Below are 17,336 nucleotides of genomic sequence, written 5' to 3'. Positions count from 1 at the left end.
AACGGGGAGTGAAAGAATGGGAAGGGACCGACATGATGAGAAAAATGGTGAGGGGATCTGCGCTGTGAAGCAGGTGTTGGACGGAAAAGAACATGGAAAGGAGGGAAGACCGTGCTCCCTGCCTATGATCCGGTGCTATCAAGCCGCATTCTTACCATGACCACGCTGGCCTTTCACATCCTATACGCCACCGTCGGCGTTGGCGTTCCCTTGATGATCGCCCTGGCTCAGTGGAGGGGAATCCTTAAGAAGGATCCCCATTACCTTCTCCTGGCCCGGCGCTGGACCCGGGGGCTTGTCGTCACTGTGGCCGTGGGGGTCGTGACCGGAACGGCGATTGGATTGCAACTTAGTCTTCTTTGGCCTCGCTTTATGGAGATTGCGGGACAGGTGATTAGTTTGCCTTTATTTCTTGAGACCTTCGCTTTTTTTATCGAGGCGATCTTTTTGGGCATTTATCTTTATACCGGTGATCGCTTCAAAAATCCATGGATCCATTTTCTGCTCTTGATTCCCGTCGTTTTGGGGTCCTCCCTTTCCGCCTTCTTCATCACGACGGTTAATGCGTTTATGAATACTCCTCAAGGATTTGTACTGCGAAATGGGCAGATGACGGAGATTGATCCCCTCGCCGCCATGTTTAATCCGGCCACTCCGACGAAGGCCTCCCATGTTCTCGTTTCCGCCTATATGGCCTCCGCTTTCCTTTTGGCCACCATCGCCGCATGGCATCTCCTCAGGGGAAAGGCGCATATTTACCATAAGAAAGCTCTCCATCTCACCATGGCGGCAGCCCTGATTTTTTCCATCGCCACCGCCGTCATCGGAGATTTCTCCGGGAAGTTCCTGGCCGAGTACCAGCCCGAAAAGTTGGCGGCGGCGGAATGGCATTTCGAAACGGGGAAGAATGCCCCTTTAGTTCTCTTTGGCATTCTCACCGACAATCAGGAGATCCAATATGGAATTAAGATCCCGTACGCATTAAGCATACTGGCTCATTCGATGCCTTGGGCCGAGGTGATCGGGCTGAATCAATTTCCGCCCGAGGATCGCCCGCCTCTCATGATCCACTACTTTTTTGACCTGATGGTGGTGATCGGCGTTGCCCTCACCGTTCTTTCCCTTCTCTATCTATTCCTTTTTTATTCCAGGAAGAACAGGAATCCATACCGGCCTGCCCTCCTTTACGGAATCGCAGCCGGTGGTCCCATGGCCCTCATCGCCGTCGAATTGGGTTGGGTCTTCGCCGAGGTGGGAAGGCAGCCCTGGATTCTCCGCGGGGTGATGCGGACGCCGGAAGGGGCAACGACCTCTCCCTATGTTGATCTTCTTCTTCTCCTCTTCGCCTGCCTTTATCTTCTCCTCGGGGTGATGAGCTTTGTGGTCCTCCGGAAGATATTTGCCCGTCATCCTGTTGAACAGGAACTGGCGGCCTGGGAAGAAAGCGGCAAGATGAGCCTATGGCGGGAAAGCCCCGGTGAAGGGGAAAAAGGGGATAGGATAGGCAAAACGCCTCTCAGGGGAGGGAAGGGCTGATGAGCCTGGCACTGATAGGGATCACGGTACTGTGGACATTCCTCTTCGGCTATATGATCGTGGCTTCCATCGATTTCGGCGCGGGATTTCTCCATGTGTACAGCGAGCTGTCGGGAAATCGACAGGTGATTCGCGGTGTGGTGGAGCGGTATCTCTCACCCGTTTGGGAAGTAACCAACGTCTTTCTCGTTTTCTTTTTCGTGGGGATTGTCGGTTTCTTCCCGAAAACCGCCTATTATTACGGTTCCGCTCTTCTCATCCCGGCCAGCATCTCCATCATCCTGCTCGCCATCCGCGGCTCTTACTATGCCTTTCATGCCTACGGTGGAGGGAATCGATATTATACCCTTCTTTATGGTCTGACCGGCCTTTTCATCCCTGCCTCCCTCTCCATTGTCTTTCCCATATCGGAGGGAGGGTTTATGGCTGTGAAAGATGATGGTGCAGATCTCCTTTATGGGGAGCTTCTCCGAAGTCCTTATGCCTTAAGCGTTGTCCTCCTCGCCATTACGAGTATTCTCTTTATCTCGGCCACTTTTCTTACCTTTTATGCCAAGGCCGCCGACGATAAAAAGGCGGAGCAGCTTCTTAGACGATACGCCCTGCGATGGAGCCTTCCCACTTTATTGGCGGCCTTGGTTACCTCCTATTCCTTGCGCCTGCACAATCCGGAGCATTTTAGACGCATGACGGATAGTTGGTGGCTCTTTGCCCTTTCGCTCTTATGTTTTGCCGGTGCGGTCATGCTTCTCTACCGCCGAGAGAGATACGGTCTCGCCTTTTTTCTGGTGGTGCTTCAATTCGGGCTTGCTTTCTTCGGGTACGGCTTTTCCCATTATCCTTACCTACTCTATCCCTACCTCACCATTGACGACGGATTTACCAACCAGGCCATGGCGAAAGCCTTGATGATCAGCTTTGTTTTAGGCTTGTTTGCCTTAATTCCCGCCCTCTATTTATTGCTCCGCCTTTTCCTTTTCGATCCGGAATATGTGAAGGGAAAAAAGAAAGGAGGTCATGGATCATGAAGGAGTTTCTCCTTTTTTACGCACCGCCCTTAACGGTCTTGGCCAGCATCTTACTCGCCTTTCTTTGGGGGGGTAAGGCAGATTTTTTAAGGCGAGAAAAATAGGAATCCGTGCGGGGCACGGGAAAAAGGAGTGACGGAAAGGGCTGCCGTGTTTCACCGGCGGCCCTTTTTCAGAGCATTTTTCGATGTCCGCGAAGCCAGACAGGACAAGGGTTAAGAGATAAGTGAAATAATTTTTACCCCAAAATTAAGCGGAAAATAAGGGGGGGTTGGACATAAAAAGAGAGGCTGAGCGAAATTCCACCCCAGCCTCCCGATGTGGTAAAAAAATAAACAGATGAATCCTTCCATGGTAAAATTGTAATTAACCAAACCACAATTTTGTCCTTGGAGAGGATCGTCCGTTATGGCCTTTTTACCACAAATGAAACTGTTTGTGTGGAACGAAATTCAAGCACTCGGAGATTTGGAACGTCACACCACAACTTATCCACAAGCCGTTTTTGTGGATAAAGGGATCGTCTGCTCTTTTTACCCACAAGGTACTCCAAATCATACCAGTTCGTCTTGATTTCCTTGTAATACCGGATCAAAATGGGGTTATGTAGCGTAAATGAACTTGAATTTCACATGCTAAAGGGGAAGAAAAAGGTACAAAGCAAATAGCTCTTCCTAAATCTTCCTTGACAGTTCGAATAGGAATAGTTAAAATATTGCATAGGCAAAAATTGCTTAGATCAGATACGATCAAGAATACGAGAAGTGCAAGCAACGATGAGTAGAGCAGAGAAAAAATGAAGCAGTGTAACATTAGCAGTGTAACATGGTCTTTCCCTTTTAAGAAAAAGGAAATAATTAAAAGTGAATATATAGATCTTCTGCATCACGATATTCCGATATTTTATAGTTATACTGACTCGCTTGATCTGATAGACAGCAGGGGACATAAATATAGCAATTTTTTTGAAGATACAGGTTATCAAGTTGTCATGAATAAAATCAAACATTTAACGCAAGCGGAAGTCAATAGACAAATTTCCGTGATGAAAGTCTCATTGGGCGTATACCCATCAATGGTTTCTAAACCAGTGTACCACGAGACGTTAGCATCAATCGTATCGGTTCAAAAAACAAGAAGTATTGAGGAACGGGAGATATTTATCCGTGAGGCGGAAAGAATTAGTGATCTCTTATTAGATGAGGCCTTTATCGATCAAGACTCCAATTTGATATCGTGGTTAACTGTCAATCCGAAAAATAAAGATCAGTGGAATATTGGACCGGTTGATGGAACGTTTTACGACGGATTATCAGGTATGACTTTGTTTTTTTACTACTTATATCGGCTTACCAACAAGGCGAAATATGAAAGGATTTATCGAATCGTTTTGAATTCCGCAGAACATAAAATAAAAGAGTTTCCCAATGTATCCGGTTTTACCGGTAGAGCTTCTTTGCTTTACCCACTACGCAAAATCTTAGCAAATGAAAAAGAAGACAGATTAGCAAGAGTTCTTAACGAAATCATAGAAGACTGCGATCGCCAATATAAAACGCTAGACCAATATGATTGGGTAGGCGGTACAGCCAGTTTAGTTTATCAATTCTTAGATCATTATCTAACCACAAGAAATCTTGATGCTTTAACTCTTTCAATTAAGTTAGGAAACCTCTTAATCCAACAGCTCGATGAAAACGACGAACCGATGAGTGGCTTTGCGCATGGGGCAAGTTCATTAGCATTGGTACTTATAAGGCTTGGGGAAATCGCCAAAAATCGGAAATTTAAAGAACGTGGATTAATGTTGTTAGAATATGACCGATCCAAAATAAACGCAGGAAAAGAGGACAGTACAATTAACGACGGAATTTTTAAGGAAAGCTGGTGTCATGGAACAACGGGTGTTGGTCTTAGTCGAATAAAACTTTCAAGAATTTATACTGACCCATGGTTGGATGATGAAATCGATAGGTCGATATACGATCTATTTAAAAGTAAGTTTCATGGAGACGATTGTTTATGCCATGGAAATATGGGAAGTACCGAACTGTTCCTCAGTAAATATGAAGTAAGCGGCGAAAAACGATATTTGTATACCGCGCGTAAAATTGCGATTGACATCATCAACAAGGCAGAGAAACGTGGGCATTATCAGGTCAGATCAATTCCTGGATTCACGGCGATCGGACTATTTACAGGCTTATCGGGAATTGGTTACCAGCTATTGAGATTGGCAGATCACAAAACGGTTCCATCTGTTTTGACGCTAGACTAATGATTGAGGGGTGTTGGTTATGCCGCCCAAAAAAGTGTTTATTTATGGAGGAATCAGAAATGAAGAATCGCAGCTAATGAAATATCTTCGACGACTCAAAGAAGAGCTTCTTAGTCAACAAGAGGACGTACGGTGTGATTTATTTAGTGCAACAAATACACACATACATCATTCAACGGGCTGAAAAATTTGTTTTGAAAAAGGGTATTGTGAGCAAGACAATCTTCCGGATGATGATATGAATCTCATCAAAAAAAAGATGCTCGCTGCAGACTTCATCATATTAGCCAGTCCGGTTTATTCCCATAATGTATCTGCGGATATGAAAGCTTTAATCGATCGATTGTCCTACTGGGCTCATTTATTCCGATTACATGGGAAACCTGGAGCAGTGATTGTCTCTGCTGCAACCAACGGAGCCGAATTGGTTGAAGAATATCTATCCAAAGTGTCCAGATATATGGGGATCATCGTTGTGGACCGGACATCCATATTTACCATCGATACAGAACAAGAGAAAGAAAACAAGTTTCGTAAAACACTACGAACAATACTTGAATATCTTAATGGTGTAAAAATAACAAAGACTAATGAAGATTTAGAAGCTTCCTTTGCAACGATGAAATTAATCATGTTAGCACAACCGAAGGATCAAGCGGAGTTCAGATATTGGCATGAAAACAGATTATTTGAATGCGACACCTTTCAGGAATATATGGATCGAATGGATCGATTGAGAACGAGTCCAACTCAGTGGCAAGAACGTACATGATGTTTATTCGTTTCTGGATAGTCGTGAAAAATTCATATAGATGCGGGGGGGCATCAATCTAAATTTCCAGGGAGGGGCTGTGATGGATCGATTATTAAAACCATTTAGACTAATCACGGTTATTGCAGTGCTATCTATTCTTGTTAGTCAGGTATTCCCGCAGTTTTCCTCAATCATTCATTTCGTGTGGATTTTATTGTTATTACTTTTTGGGGGAATTGCTTTTCACGAATTTGGCCATGTGGTTGCCGGGTGGTTGGTGGGTTTCTCTTTTAGGCAAGTCATTATATGGCCAATAAATATCATAAAAACTGATCATGGATTAAAAATTAAGGAGTTCCCTTATTTGTGGGAAGGTGGCGGAGTGACGATCATGGTACCTTTAAGGGGGGGAGTGGGTCGCATCCAACTCATCATTTATGCTTTAGGGGGTCCATTATTTTCACTCATTGCTGCATCAACCAGTTTATACGCTTATAAATCGCTATCGACGAGTGAAACGCTATTTCTATATAGTTTTTTGATCAATTCTTTCCTTTTTTTCGGAACTGTTATCCCATTCGGCCAATTCAGCAATGATGGAGCTGTTGCCTATTTTTTGATTCGGAATAGGGTAAAGTTTTCCGATATCGAAAGAAGCATGAAAATTGTGGCTGAGATGATGTCCGGTAAGAAACCAAGGGAATGGGACAACCGCCTGGTATCATCTAGCAAACAAAGCATGATGGAAAAAAAGATGAATACGGATTTATTTGATTCATTTTTTTTCCCATCTGATATCTTTTTCCTTTTTTATTATGATTTGGATGTTTATGGCTTGTCTCAAGCCATTTCAAACCTCAAAAAATATATAGAAGTAGGTCTTAAATCATCGTATAAGGATTTCCGAAAGATACTGATTAGTTACTATTACACTTATAAAATCCTTCATCTATTTCTCTATCACACAGATCAACTCACATATGAGACCGCTCAATCGTTGGGTCAACATGTAAAGGTGAAAGAAAATGTTTTACTTATTCGTATAATTATGGGCGTCTTGAAGGGGAATAAAAAGGAAGTCCAACAATTGATGAAAAAATACGATAAAATTTTACGAAGCATGGAGGACATTCCGTATATAGAGATTGAACGAAATCTGTTTCTGCAATTGAAGGAAAAGATATCTCACCATTTCAATAGTGATCAATCAAACCCTCTTTTTATTGAACGTGTAAATATGGATGAATTATGATCGATGGGAATGATAAGAATGATCAAAAGGAAAAGGGTTCCATATGTGGAACAAATGGAGCATAGCGATTGCGGTTTGGCATTTTTGACTTAGGTAAACGTGGGAGACATTTACTGCAACTCCATATCCTATCGAGTGTTGAAGGGAAAATAAAAATATTAGTAGAAAAGAGGTTGTGTTAAGATGTCAGACGAAAACCTGATTAAGGCGTGGAAAGATCTGGATTACCGCAAGCATTTAAGTGCTCCGGTAAATCATCCTTCGGGGAAAAGCGCCGATGAATTATCTGAGGAAGAAATGATCCATTTGTTTGGTGCCGAAGAGAATAAAAAGATACCAAGGTCAACGATGGTATGTGGTGGAATCGTCAGTTTTGTGGTCACCTATCTCGCTACAGAGCTTGTTTGTAAAAATTAAAGACTCCATTGAACATCTCCCTCTTTTTTAAATTTAATAAAGCGCTATCATTATGCCACAGCTCTAAAATTTCTTAAATATAAGTTTTTTATACCTTATAATTTTTTTCGCCCTATCACAGCCGAGTCACAAATGTACCGAGATACATTTAAACATTGGACTATACTTTCATATCGGCGTGCTGTAGATGCGATTTTTCCACCTGAATGGTCGTATGCATGATCTTAAACCGTTCCTCTATTTTGTGAATGGCCTGTTGCAGAATAAGCTGACCATCCTTTTCGTCTCGGATCAATAGATGGCAACTGAGCGAATCTAATCCTGAAGTAATGGTCCAGATGTGTAAATCATGAACGTCAAGCACCCCTTCAATTTCTAATAATGCTTGTTTTACCTCCCTTTGATCAATCGTAATCGGCGTTCCTTCCATTAATATATGAATCGTATGTTGAATCACTCCCCATGCTCCCCTTAATATTAACAAAGCAACGAAGAGACTAATCATAGGGTCGGCAAGAAACCATCCGAAGAAATAGATGACTGCCCCCGCGACAACAGCCCCTATTGAACCAAATGCATCCCCAAGGATATGAAGATAGGCGCTACGAAGATTAACATTCTCCTTCACGTCGCCTTCCCGCACAAGGATCCAAGCGCTTAACAGATTGGCAATCAGTCCAGCGGTTGCGATCATCATCATAGCACCACCTGCGACGGCCGGGGGTTCAAAGAACCGCCGGATGGCTTCCCACATGATCAATCCGGCAATCACAAATAGGGTAACTCCATTAAATAATGCGGCCAATATTTCAAAACGATAAAAGCCATAGGTTTTCCTTGGAGAAGCCGGTTTTGTGGCGAACCAAACGGCTACCAAGCTGAGGGTAAGGGAGCCGGCATCGCTAAGCATATGACCGGAATCGGAAAGAAGAGCTAAGCTGTTGGTGATTAGCCCTCCAAAAAACTCCAACAACATCATTGCGGAGGTAATCAGAAGCGCCATCAAGAGCCCTTTTTTGTCTCCCTCTCTGCGATGATCACGATGGTGGTGGTGATGATGATGGTCGTGAGCATGGCGGATGTGGTCTTCCGTTCTCATTCGTTTCTCCTCGCTGTATCTATTACCTATCCATATATAGTTGTAAGTATGATAATAGATATCGGTCAGACCGTCAAATCTGAGTGGCCTCCCTTTCCTATCCTTAAAGAAAGAGCATTTTGAGATGTCCGCGAAGCCAGACAGGACAAGGGTTGAGAGATAAGCGAAAATAATTTTTACCCCAAAATTAAGCGGAAAATAAGGGGGGTTGGACATAAAAAGAGAGGCTGAGCGAAATTCCACCCCAGCCTCCCGATGTGGTAAAAAATAAGCTGATAAATCCTTCCATGGTAAAATTGTAGGTGAGTAAGCAACAATTTTGTCCTTGGAGAGGATCATCTGTTATGGCCATTATACCACAAATGAAACTGTTTGTGTGGAACGAAATTCAAGCATCAAGCACTCGGAGATTTGGAACGTCACCTCACAACTTATCCACAAGCCGTTTTTATGGATAAAGGGATCGTCTGCTCCACCCACAAGGTACTCCAAATCATACCAATTCGTCTTGATTTCCTTGTAATACCGGATCAAAATGGGGTTATGTAGCGTAAATGAACTTGAATTTCACATGCTAAAGGGGAAGAAAAAGGTACAAAGCAAATAGCTCTTTCATGATAAGGATTTACTTCTCGTAGATCTCAAGTTATAATTAATATTGTTAATTTGCATAAAGCCAAATTCTTTAATGAACAACCACTTTATTGTTTTCATACAAATGAGTGAAGGATTCTCCAAATTTTAAGGGGGATCGCAGAGGGGAGGATGAAAGGTGCGAGAAGAAATCAGCGTGCATCAAGGAAGTTGCTCGGCAGCCGGTTCTACCGTTCATGCGGCCCATGAAGTGCTGCAGGGGAAAAGGCGGGGGTTAAAGAAGATACTCCCCTTCTTGGGACCTGCCTTTATTGCCTCCGTTGCTTATATTGATCCGGGGAATTTTGCCACCAATATCGCATCCGGGTCTCAATATGGATATCTGTTGCTTTGGGTGGTCCTCTTTTCAAACCTGATGGCCATTCTGATCCAGATGATGTCGGCCAAATTGGGGATCGCCACCGGATTCAACTTGCCGGAGGTATCGAGGGACCGCTTTCCCCGCTGGGTTTCTATCGGGCTGTGGATTCAGGGCGAGTTGGTGGTGATGGCAACCGACCTGGCCGAATTTATCGGGGCGGCGTTAGGGCTTCATCTCCTCTTTGGCCTTCCCATGATTCCGTCCGCGTTGTTGGCCGCCCTTTTATCCTTTGCGATCCTGGAACTGCAACGGCGTGGTTTTCGTTCCCTGGAGATCGGCATCGCCATGATGGTGGGTGTGGTCGTCATCGCCTTTGCCGTGCAGGTTTTCTTCACCCGGCCTGCCATCGGCGGAGTGCTTCAGGGGCTTTTCCTCCCCCGTTTTCAGGATATAAACAGCATGATGCTGGCAGCGGGGATTCTAGGGGCGACGGTGATGCCTCATGCCATTTATCTCCATTCCGCCCTAACCCAGAGACGTGTGGTCGGAACGAATGACAGGGAGAAAGCCCGTATTTTTCATTTTGAAAAGATCGACGTGCTGATCGCAATGCTGATCGCCGGCGCCGTCAATGCCAGCATGCTCATCGTCTCGGCGGCCCTTTTTTACACCCATCGTCTCCCGGTGGAGGATATCGATGCGGCTTTCAACCGGTTCGGTCAGCTCATCAGTCCGATGGCGGCCGTTCTCTTTGGAATTGCCCTCCTATCCTCAGGCCTTTCCAGTTCTTCGGTGGGGACCCTTTCCGGGGATATCATCATGCAGGGGTTTATCCGGCGGAGGATTCCCCTTCTTTTGCGCCGCTTGATTACGATGATTCCGCCCTTGGCCGTAATTCTTTTGGGAATAAATCCAACCGATGCCCTGGTCGTAAGCCAGGTGATCCTTTCCTTCGGCATTGCCTTTGCCCTCATTCCCCTCATTCTTTTCACCAGTGATGAGAAACTGATGGGGGGATTGGTCAACCGGAAAAGCACGACGGTGCTGGCGTGGTTGGTGGCCATCCTCATCATTTCTCTAAATCTCTTCCTCCTGTATTATACCGTTTTCGCATGATATAGGGACATCATATGTTCGGTATTTTTAACATGACCTTGACGGGGAAGGGCGCCTTCCCCTATAATTATTTTAGATTTCTGTAAAGTTAATATGATTTTCCCGGGAGACTCCTAGTTTTGTGAGGGAGTTTCACAGAAATGAATCCTTTAAAAAATGAGGAGGTGCGCCTATTCTTCAACGGAGGTTCCGGGAATCACCCCATGGAGAATAGGAAAACATTTGGATAGCGACCCATTGCCTATGTGGTTTAACATTGGTCTGGTATTCTTCCTTGTCTTTCTCAACGGCTTTTTTGTGGCAGCCGAGTTTGCCATTGTGAAAGTAAGGAATACGCGCATCGAGACCTTGATTCAGGCAGGGAATCATAAGGCGAAGATTGCTCGGAATATCGTTGCCAATTTAAACGCATATTTATCGGCAACGCAGCTGGGCATTACCCTGGCCTCCCTGGGATTAGGTTGGGTAGGGGAGCCGGCCGTGGCCGATATGATACGGCCGCTTTTAGCACTGATGGGGCTTGGCACTTCAGAGGCCATCCTTCACACCCTCTCTTTTGTGATCGCCTTTTCCCTCATCACGGCACTTCACATCATCCTCGGGGAATTGGCGCCGAAGAGCATGGCCATTCAACAATCGGAAGCGATCGCCCTATGGGCGGCCCGGCCGCTTCATCTCTTCTATGTGATCATGTTTCCGTTCATCTGGATTCTAAACGAGGCGGCCAATCTATTTCTACGGTTGCTGGGATTTAAACCGGAGACGGATCATCAGTCCGCCCACACCGAAGAGGAAATTCGCCTCTTGATGAAAGAGAGCCATGAGAGTGGCTTCATTGACAATACGGAATTAACCTTGGTAGACAACATCTTTGAATTTTCCGAGACCCACGCCCGGGAGATTATGATCCCCCGGACGGAGATGGTTTGCCTTTATACCGAGAATACCTATGAGGAGAATCGGGAGATTACCTTCAAAGAGATGCATACCCGCTATCCCCTCTGCGATCCCGATAAGGATCACATCATCGGGTTTATTCACATTAAAGATTTATGGAAAAACGACCAGGTGAAGGATATCCGCCGGCTTGTCCGTCCCATCACAAAGGTGCCGGACTCCATCCAGATCAGCAAGCTTTTAAAGATCATGCAGAAAAAAAAGACGGAGATGTGCATCCTGATCGATGAATACGGAGGGACATCGGGGCTGGTCACCTTGGAGGATATCCTGGAGGAGATCGTCGGGGAGATCCAGGACGAATTTGACGAGGAGCGCCCGCCGGTGGAGAAGAAGGGCGAAGAAACGTGGTCGATTGACGGTCGTCTTCTGATCGATGAAGTGAACGAACAATTTCATCTAAAAATCGAATGCGAGGACTACGATACCATCGGGGGATGGGTCTATTCCCAAGTCGAGATCCCGCCGCGCAAGGGTCAACGGGTTTTGTACGATCAACGGGCCGAGTTTATCATCGAAGAGATGGATCAGCTCCGCATCTCCCGGCTTACCGTTCATCTCCTCTCTCCTACTGAAGATACCCTTGTGGATGAAGCGGCAGCAGGATGACGAGGCAAGACGTGGGCTTTCCCTCTTTTGCAAAAGAGAAGGAAGCCCCTTCTATTTTTATGGATTCTTACCTAAGTGTAAGAGATTTTTCATGGGTTTTTCATTTTTCGGGATGTATAATAGGGAGGATTGAACAGAGGGATATCCCAAAAGGGATGAAACACCCGGAGCGATGAAGACCTGAGAAATTCTCGGGAAGCATGAAGGGAGCGTCACATGGAATCTTTTATTTACGGAGTACTCACCTTTTTAGCCGATTTGGGATATCTGGGCATCATGCTGGGTCTTATGATCGAGGTGATTCCGAGCGAGATTGTCCTGGCTTACGGCGGGTTTTTGGTGGCGCAGGGCAAGATTCATTTCATCGGGGCGATGGTGGCAGGAACGATCGGCGGCGTCTTCTCCCAGCTGTTCCTCTATTGGCTCGGATACTATGGAGGAAGGCCTTTGTTAAAAAAATATGGGAAGTATCTCCTCATCCATGAAAGGCATCTGGATGTGGCCGAGCGATGGTTCGAAAAATATGGCCCAGGGGTGATCTTTGCCGCCCGTTTCATTCCGGTGGTTCGTCACGCCATCTCGGTACCGGCGGGGATTGCCAAGATGGGAGTCTGGCTTTTTATCTTATACACCACGTTGGCGATCATCCCTTGGTCATTCCTCTTCCTGATCGTAGGCGAACAGATCGGAGCCAATTGGATGCATGTAAAGGAGCTTTCCGGACAATATCTTCCCTATATTGTCGCTGCGGCGGTAGGGGTGTTTATTCTCTATTTCCTCTATGTGCGAAAGAGCGAGAAAGGAAAGGCGCAGTAGCAGAGGAGCGGTTCCCGTTTACGAGAGGAGAACCGCTCCTCTTATTTCCGGGGAGAATTGGGCGAGATAACGATAGCTGGGACGGGAAGCCGCATTTTTCATGCCGGCGGACAGTGAGGAACCCGGCTTCCGGTAGCGGTTCAAGAAGCGAATGATCTCTTCCCGGGTGGTAATGCCTATCCCGTGCCCATAGTAGAGGTTATCGTCTAAGAGGATCGTATTCTCTCCCTGCCAGTGAGGGGTGCGCGGGTCATAGTCCGGATTGGCGAAGTAGAGGATGTCGCCAGGGTAGTAATCCACATCTTTGCGGGTCGTTAATCCAAGGTCCCGGTCCACCTTCCAGTCCCAGAGATAGAGACCGGCAAAGAGTCGGTTAAACGTTTCCCGGCCGAGGAGGGTTAAGACCGACCGATAGAGGACGATCACCACGGCGGTGGCACATTCGAACGCGTATTTTTCCCCGTTTTCAAAGATATCGAGAAGTGCGGTGGCCGGTTCTACCCCTTCCTTCAAGCGGAATCCCCCTTCCCTGGTCCGATTCCAATACTGCGGATTGCAACGGGAGGCGGCAAAGGAGGCAAAACCGGCCGGGGTTGCATCGAGGAGCTTGGCTGATTCTACGGTTGCCTCCCGAAGGCGAAGCTCGAAACGGAGAGTATGCAAAGAGGGGTAGACGTAGGCTCCTTCACTGTGCAGCATGGCGAGGAAGATCTTCTTTTCCATGGGGGAGAGTCGGGCCTCTTCGAGGAAGCGGTTGGGACTAAATCCCAGACCGGCCAACCCAATCATCGATTCCCTCCTCCTTTCTTAAAAACGCCTATTTTAATCTATTCAGGAAGATGGAAGGGGTGCATCCCAAAATAGATGTTTAAGATTCACCTTTTTCGTTCATACTACATTACTAGTATATATAGAATGATATGAAGAAAAAGGAGAATGAAAAATGGTAGCCAATCGACAAGATGCATGGACCGAGGAAGATGATCTGTTGCTCGCCGAGACGGTACTTCGACACATTCGGGAAGGGAGTACCCAGTTGGCCGCTTTTGAAGAAGTGGGAGAGAAGATGGGGCGCACCGCCGCCGCTTGTGGTTTCCGCTGGAACAGCACCGTCCGGAAATCGTATAAAGAGGCGATCGCCTTGGCGAAGATACAGCGGCAGAAGTTGAAAAAAAGCCGTGTCACCATTCGTCGTACGTTTTCTCTCTCAGACCAGGAGGACGAAACGTTGGCCGATCTTAATATGGAAGCGGTGATCCGCTTTCTGAAAGATCAAAAGGCGGTTTTGCAGGAATTGACAAAAAAGGCGCATCAATTGGAAGGGGAGTTGAAAGAGAAGGAGAGGGAGATTGGCAGATTAACAGAGGAGAACAAGAAGATGAAAGAAGAATACTCTTCCGCCAAGACGGTAAACGACGATTATAAGACCTTGCTGCAGATCATGGAGCGGGCGAGGAAGATGGTGGTCTTGGGGGAAGGGCAAGAGGAGACCCCCGTATTTAAGATGGACAGAAACGGCAATTTGGAACGTGTTCTCTAGGAAAACGAGAAGAGATAAGGAGGGGGTATCTCCCTCCTTATTTCACTTTTCCGGTTGAGAGAATCTCCACCTTGACGGTGATTCTCCTTAAGGAGTCGTTCTTTAGAGGAAAAAACGACCGGGAGGAGAGAATCTTCCTCCACCTCTTGGGATCCTGGTGATAGAGGTGATGGAGGAGACCATAAGGGTCCACTTTCTTCGCCACGGCATTCCGATAAGTTTCCTGCACCTCTTTTTTTACCAGCTCTTCAGCCATCTTCTCCAATCGATCGGTTGAAAGCGGCCGGCTCAGTTGAAGGAGAGTCGCCTTTAACCGGATCTCCACATCAAAGGCGGGATGATTCCCCTGGCCGACGACCTTAACCTGGGGGCGGATGTTGAAAGGCAAAAGGGTGGCCACAGGCCGGTCTCCCTTCAAGAGGGAGATCCGGGGTCTTTTAACCTCCTTGATCATCCAACGCAACCCCAAGATCTCTTTTGTCTTTAAGGTGGAGACAAACTTTCCCTTTCGGATAAAACTTGCCCCATCTACATAAAGGTTTAGTTGTTTTTTCCGGTTTTCCCGCCAATAGGAAGAGGTGGTGGTGAGATGAATCAGGGAAGGCATCCCTCCCGGTTCTTTCATATAGGCGGTAAGCCGATGAAGGCGAACCGGCGGCACGACGGAAATGGTCTCATAAAGCTGGTGCGGGTCCCCAATAATTGATTTTACCGGCGACTCGTTCAAGATCGGCATGGAAGAAAGGATCTTCAGGGGGCTATCTGCCGTGGCGAAAAGCCAAACGGTATATTTGGGTTCATTGAAGCGGGCGGTTAAATCAAAAACGTCATGAACGCCGTGGCGCATCAGGTTTTCCGTGAGGATGATGGCGTTGAGATGCCCCCAATAGAGGCGGCGCTGGGAGGTAATCATCATGCTTTGGATTGCGCCATCCATGGTGATTCCTCTCCCCACTCCTACCCATAGTTGTACATTTCCTTTTTCCCCGCCGGATCCTCCGATGCTTCCGGTCTTGGCGATACTTTGAAAGTTGAGCGCCTGGCCGTAGAGGATATATTCCCCCTTTTTTTCGTCATAATCGACCCCAACGGCGTAAATGTAGAACATATTCTCCGGCTCTTCCATGTTGAGGCAACCGGTGGGCAGTAGAAAAAACATAAGGGAGATCAGGAGTTTTAGACGGAAAATCGGGCGAGATGAAGAGAGTTGGGACATCTTTTGTTATGGCTCACTCCCCTCTTTTTTTCGAGTGGGATCGACGGTCTTTAAGAAAATGGGGCGGCGTTTCACCCATTTTCTCTTTGGGACGAGGAATGCTTTGCTGAGGTCCTTCGCTCCCGAGCCCGGCAGCGGGGCAAGATAGGGGAGACCAAAGGGGCGCATGTTGGCGAGGATGATCACCAGATAATAGGCGGAGAGAAGAAATCCGAAGATGCCGAAGAAGGTCCCCATCGCCAGGGAGAAAAGGCGCAGGATGGAGACGATCAGCACCAAATTTTGATTGACCAATGCAAAGGAGGCAACGGCGGAGATGGAAATGACCACGACCAGGATCGGGCTGGTAATTCCCGCCGCGATGGCCGCATCTCCAATGATTAAGCCGCCCACGACGGAGAGGGTCTGACCGATGCCTGAAGGAAGACGAAAACCGGCTTCCACGAGGAGGGAGAAGAGGAAGGCCATCACAAAAGCCTCGACCCCTGCCGGGAAGGGAACCCCTTTCCGGTCCACAATGGTGGTCGCCAATAGGGGGAGGGGGATCATATCCTGGTGATGGGTGGAAAGAGCAATCCAAAAACCAGGCATAAAGATGGAGATCAGGAAGGCTGCGATGCGGAGGATGCGGGCGAAAGAAATGGGCAGATTCATGTAATAGGGATCTTCCGGGCTATGCAACAGAAAGTAAAAATTGATCGGGCCAATCAGGGCTAAAGGGACCCCATCCACGAGGAGGATGAAACGTCCACGGATGAGGGACTCGACCGCATAATCGGGCCGCCCTGAGTAAGAGAAGATGGGGAAGAGGTTAAACGGGGATCGAATGAGAAAATCGGCCAATTGCCGATGGCTGCTCAAGAGATCGAGATCTACGTCGGCGAGACGTTCCTTCAACTGTTGGAGGATCCCGGGATTTAAAATATCTCCCATATAGAGGAGGGCCACCCGGGTGTGGGAACGGTGGCCGAAATCATAGAACTCTACCTTCAAGGATGAGGTTTTTAGCCGTTTTCGGATCAGAGCAATATTGACGCCGATTTCTTCGGTGAATCCGTCCCGAGGCCCCAGGATGGAGATTTGAGTCTTTGACTCTTCCGGGTTCCGCTTCGGGGGATGGGAGAGAGGAAGGAAGAAGATCTCTTTCATCCCGTCGATGAGGAGGAGAGCCATGCCACTAAACAATCCTTCCATCAATTCCTCCATCTTCACAGGAGTAGGGAAAGCGTTGAGGGGAAACGGAATGTTTTCCTTCACCTCTTTTTCTCCCTGTGGAAGGTTTTTCATCCATTCCTTCAGTTGAGGCATCAGTCGGAACGTAAAGGATTCTTGGTCGATCATGCCGTCGGCAAAAAGAAGGAGAGCCACATTTTTCCCCTCTTTTTCGATGGGATGCCACTTTACATCTTCACAGCCGTGCAGCTCTTTTTTTAGGAATCGCTCATTTTCTTGCAACTGGGTGGAAGGTTGCCACTCTTTGACGTGTCCCGGTTCGCTCGCTTTTTGTCTTTCTTGTTGTGACTCTTTTTTTTTCTTCATGGAATCCAGGGAGCTTTCATTCTTTCTCCGAAGGAAACGAAGAAGCTCCTCGCTCCTTTCTTGAAACTTTTTTTGAACGGTAAAGCCTGCATCCATCGATTTATATGAACTCATCCATAAGGCTTACCGATTCCGGTTCTATTTTCCCCCGGCATACCGGCGCCATTCCTCTTTCTCCCCGGTTTTTGCCGCTCCTCTTTGCACATCAAAAGCCCTTTCCCCAC

15 protein-coding genes are annotated in these 17,336 nt (G+C 47.0%); 11 read left to right on the top strand and 4 right to left on the bottom strand.

Annotated features, from left to right (window positions below):
* Positions 1-156: 156 nt before the first annotated feature.
* The 7 genes from THEAE_RS21615 (at position 157) to THEAE_RS21605 (ending at position 7,265) form a co-directional block, all read left to right on the top strand.
* Positions 157-1,536 (top strand): cytochrome ubiquinol oxidase subunit I, encoded by a 1,380-nt coding sequence (locus tag THEAE_RS21615; protein ID WP_084213668.1) that lies wholly within the window; start codon positions 157-159, stop codon positions 1,534-1,536.
* Positions 1,536-2,564, top strand: a complete 1,029-nt coding sequence (locus THEAE_RS0117235) for a cytochrome d ubiquinol oxidase subunit II (RefSeq protein ID WP_028988282.1) — start codon at positions 1,536-1,538, stop codon at positions 2,562-2,564. Before THEAE_RS21615 ends, THEAE_RS0117235 begins: the two co-directional genes overlap by 1 nt.
* Positions 2,561-2,668: a cytochrome bd oxidase small subunit CydS family protein gene (cydS, locus tag THEAE_RS23935; protein WP_425426407.1), complete on the top strand. Its 108-nt coding sequence runs from the start codon at positions 2,561-2,563 to the stop codon at positions 2,666-2,668. The genes THEAE_RS0117235 and cydS overlap by 4 nt, the downstream gene beginning before the upstream one ends.
* Positions 2,669-3,360: 692 nt before the next feature.
* A complete protein-coding gene (gene lanM, locus THEAE_RS0117225; protein ID WP_028988281.1) occupies positions 3,361-4,842 on the top strand; it encodes a type 2 lanthipeptide synthetase LanM in 1,482 nt (493 codons plus the stop codon).
* Between the two features lie 187 nt (positions 4,843-5,029).
* On the top strand, positions 5,030-5,614 hold the full coding sequence (locus THEAE_RS21610; RefSeq protein ID WP_281169613.1) for a flavodoxin family protein: 585 nt from the start codon (positions 5,030-5,032) through the stop codon (positions 5,612-5,614).
* A gap of 82 nt (positions 5,615-5,696) precedes the next feature.
* Complete coding sequence (locus THEAE_RS0117210; RefSeq protein ID WP_028988280.1) at positions 5,697-6,848, top strand: M50 family metallopeptidase; 1,152 nt, start codon at positions 5,697-5,699, stop codon at positions 6,846-6,848.
* Positions 6,849-7,031: 183 nt separating this feature from the next.
* On the top strand, positions 7,032-7,265 hold the full coding sequence (locus THEAE_RS21605) for a mersacidin/lichenicidin family type 2 lantibiotic (RefSeq protein ID WP_005585691.1): 234 nt from the start codon (positions 7,032-7,034) through the stop codon (positions 7,263-7,265).
* 160 nt (positions 7,266-7,425) lie between these two features.
* Here THEAE_RS21605 and THEAE_RS0117200 read toward each other — a convergent pair whose 3' ends face one another.
* Positions 7,426-8,364, bottom strand: a complete 939-nt coding sequence (locus THEAE_RS0117200; protein WP_005585690.1) for a cation diffusion facilitator family transporter — start codon at positions 8,362-8,364, stop codon at positions 7,426-7,428.
* Between the two features lie 784 nt (positions 8,365-9,148).
* Between THEAE_RS0117200 and THEAE_RS0117195 the strand changes: the two genes are divergently transcribed.
* The 3 genes from THEAE_RS0117195 to uptA all read left to right on the top strand — a co-directional run bounded on the left by THEAE_RS0117195 (position 9,149) and on the right by uptA (position 12,817).
* On the top strand, positions 9,149-10,435 hold the full coding sequence (locus THEAE_RS0117195; protein ID WP_156920736.1) for an Nramp family divalent metal transporter: 1,287 nt from the start codon (positions 9,149-9,151) through the stop codon (positions 10,433-10,435).
* A gap of 243 nt (positions 10,436-10,678) precedes the next feature.
* The gene (locus tag THEAE_RS0117185; RefSeq protein WP_039944528.1) at positions 10,679-12,001 is read left to right on the top strand and encodes a hemolysin family protein; all 1,323 of its coding nucleotides are present in this window, start codon (positions 10,679-10,681) and stop codon (positions 11,999-12,001) included.
* 216 nt (positions 12,002-12,217) lie between these two features.
* Entirely contained in the window at positions 12,218-12,817 is a 600-nt protein-coding gene (gene uptA / locus THEAE_RS0117175) for an undecaprenyl phosphate transporter UptA (RefSeq protein ID WP_005586556.1), read from the top strand.
* An 18-nt stretch (positions 12,818-12,835) separates the two neighbouring features.
* On the opposite strand, the gene THEAE_RS0117170 is transcribed toward uptA, so the two are convergent.
* Positions 12,836-13,606, bottom strand: coding sequence for a protein-glutamine gamma-glutamyltransferase (locus THEAE_RS0117170; protein ID WP_028988276.1), 771 nt, complete (start codon positions 13,604-13,606; stop codon positions 12,836-12,838).
* 154 nt (positions 13,607-13,760) lie between these two features.
* On the opposite strand from THEAE_RS0117170, the gene THEAE_RS0117165 reads away from it, so the two are divergent.
* Positions 13,761-14,357: an RsfA family transcriptional regulator gene (locus THEAE_RS0117165; protein ID WP_005586558.1), complete on the top strand. Its 597-nt coding sequence runs from the start codon at positions 13,761-13,763 to the stop codon at positions 14,355-14,357.
* Between the two features lie 37 nt (positions 14,358-14,394).
* Here the strand turns inward: THEAE_RS0117165 and THEAE_RS0117160 are convergent, their stop codons facing one another.
* Together THEAE_RS0117160 and THEAE_RS21600 are read right to left on the bottom strand one after the other, a co-directional pair.
* Positions 14,395-15,573 carry a Ger(x)C family spore germination protein gene (locus THEAE_RS0117160; RefSeq protein WP_028988275.1) on the bottom strand — a complete coding sequence of 393 codons (1,179 nt, stop codon included), beginning with the start codon at positions 15,571-15,573 and terminating at the stop codon, positions 14,395-14,397.
* A gap of 6 nt (positions 15,574-15,579) precedes the next feature.
* Positions 15,580-17,226: a spore germination protein gene (locus THEAE_RS21600; RefSeq protein WP_052330128.1), complete on the bottom strand. Its 1,647-nt coding sequence runs from the start codon at positions 17,224-17,226 to the stop codon at positions 15,580-15,582.
* Positions 17,227-17,336 lie beyond the last annotated feature (110 nt).

It is taken from the genome of Thermicanus aegyptius DSM 12793 (genome assembly GCF_000510645.1).
Taxonomy (GTDB): domain Bacteria; phylum Bacillota; class Bacilli; order Thermicanales; family Thermicanaceae; genus Thermicanus; species Thermicanus aegyptius.
The sequence above is the reverse complement of the archived record's forward strand: the minus strand, read 5'-3'. Positions and strand labels throughout refer to the sequence as shown.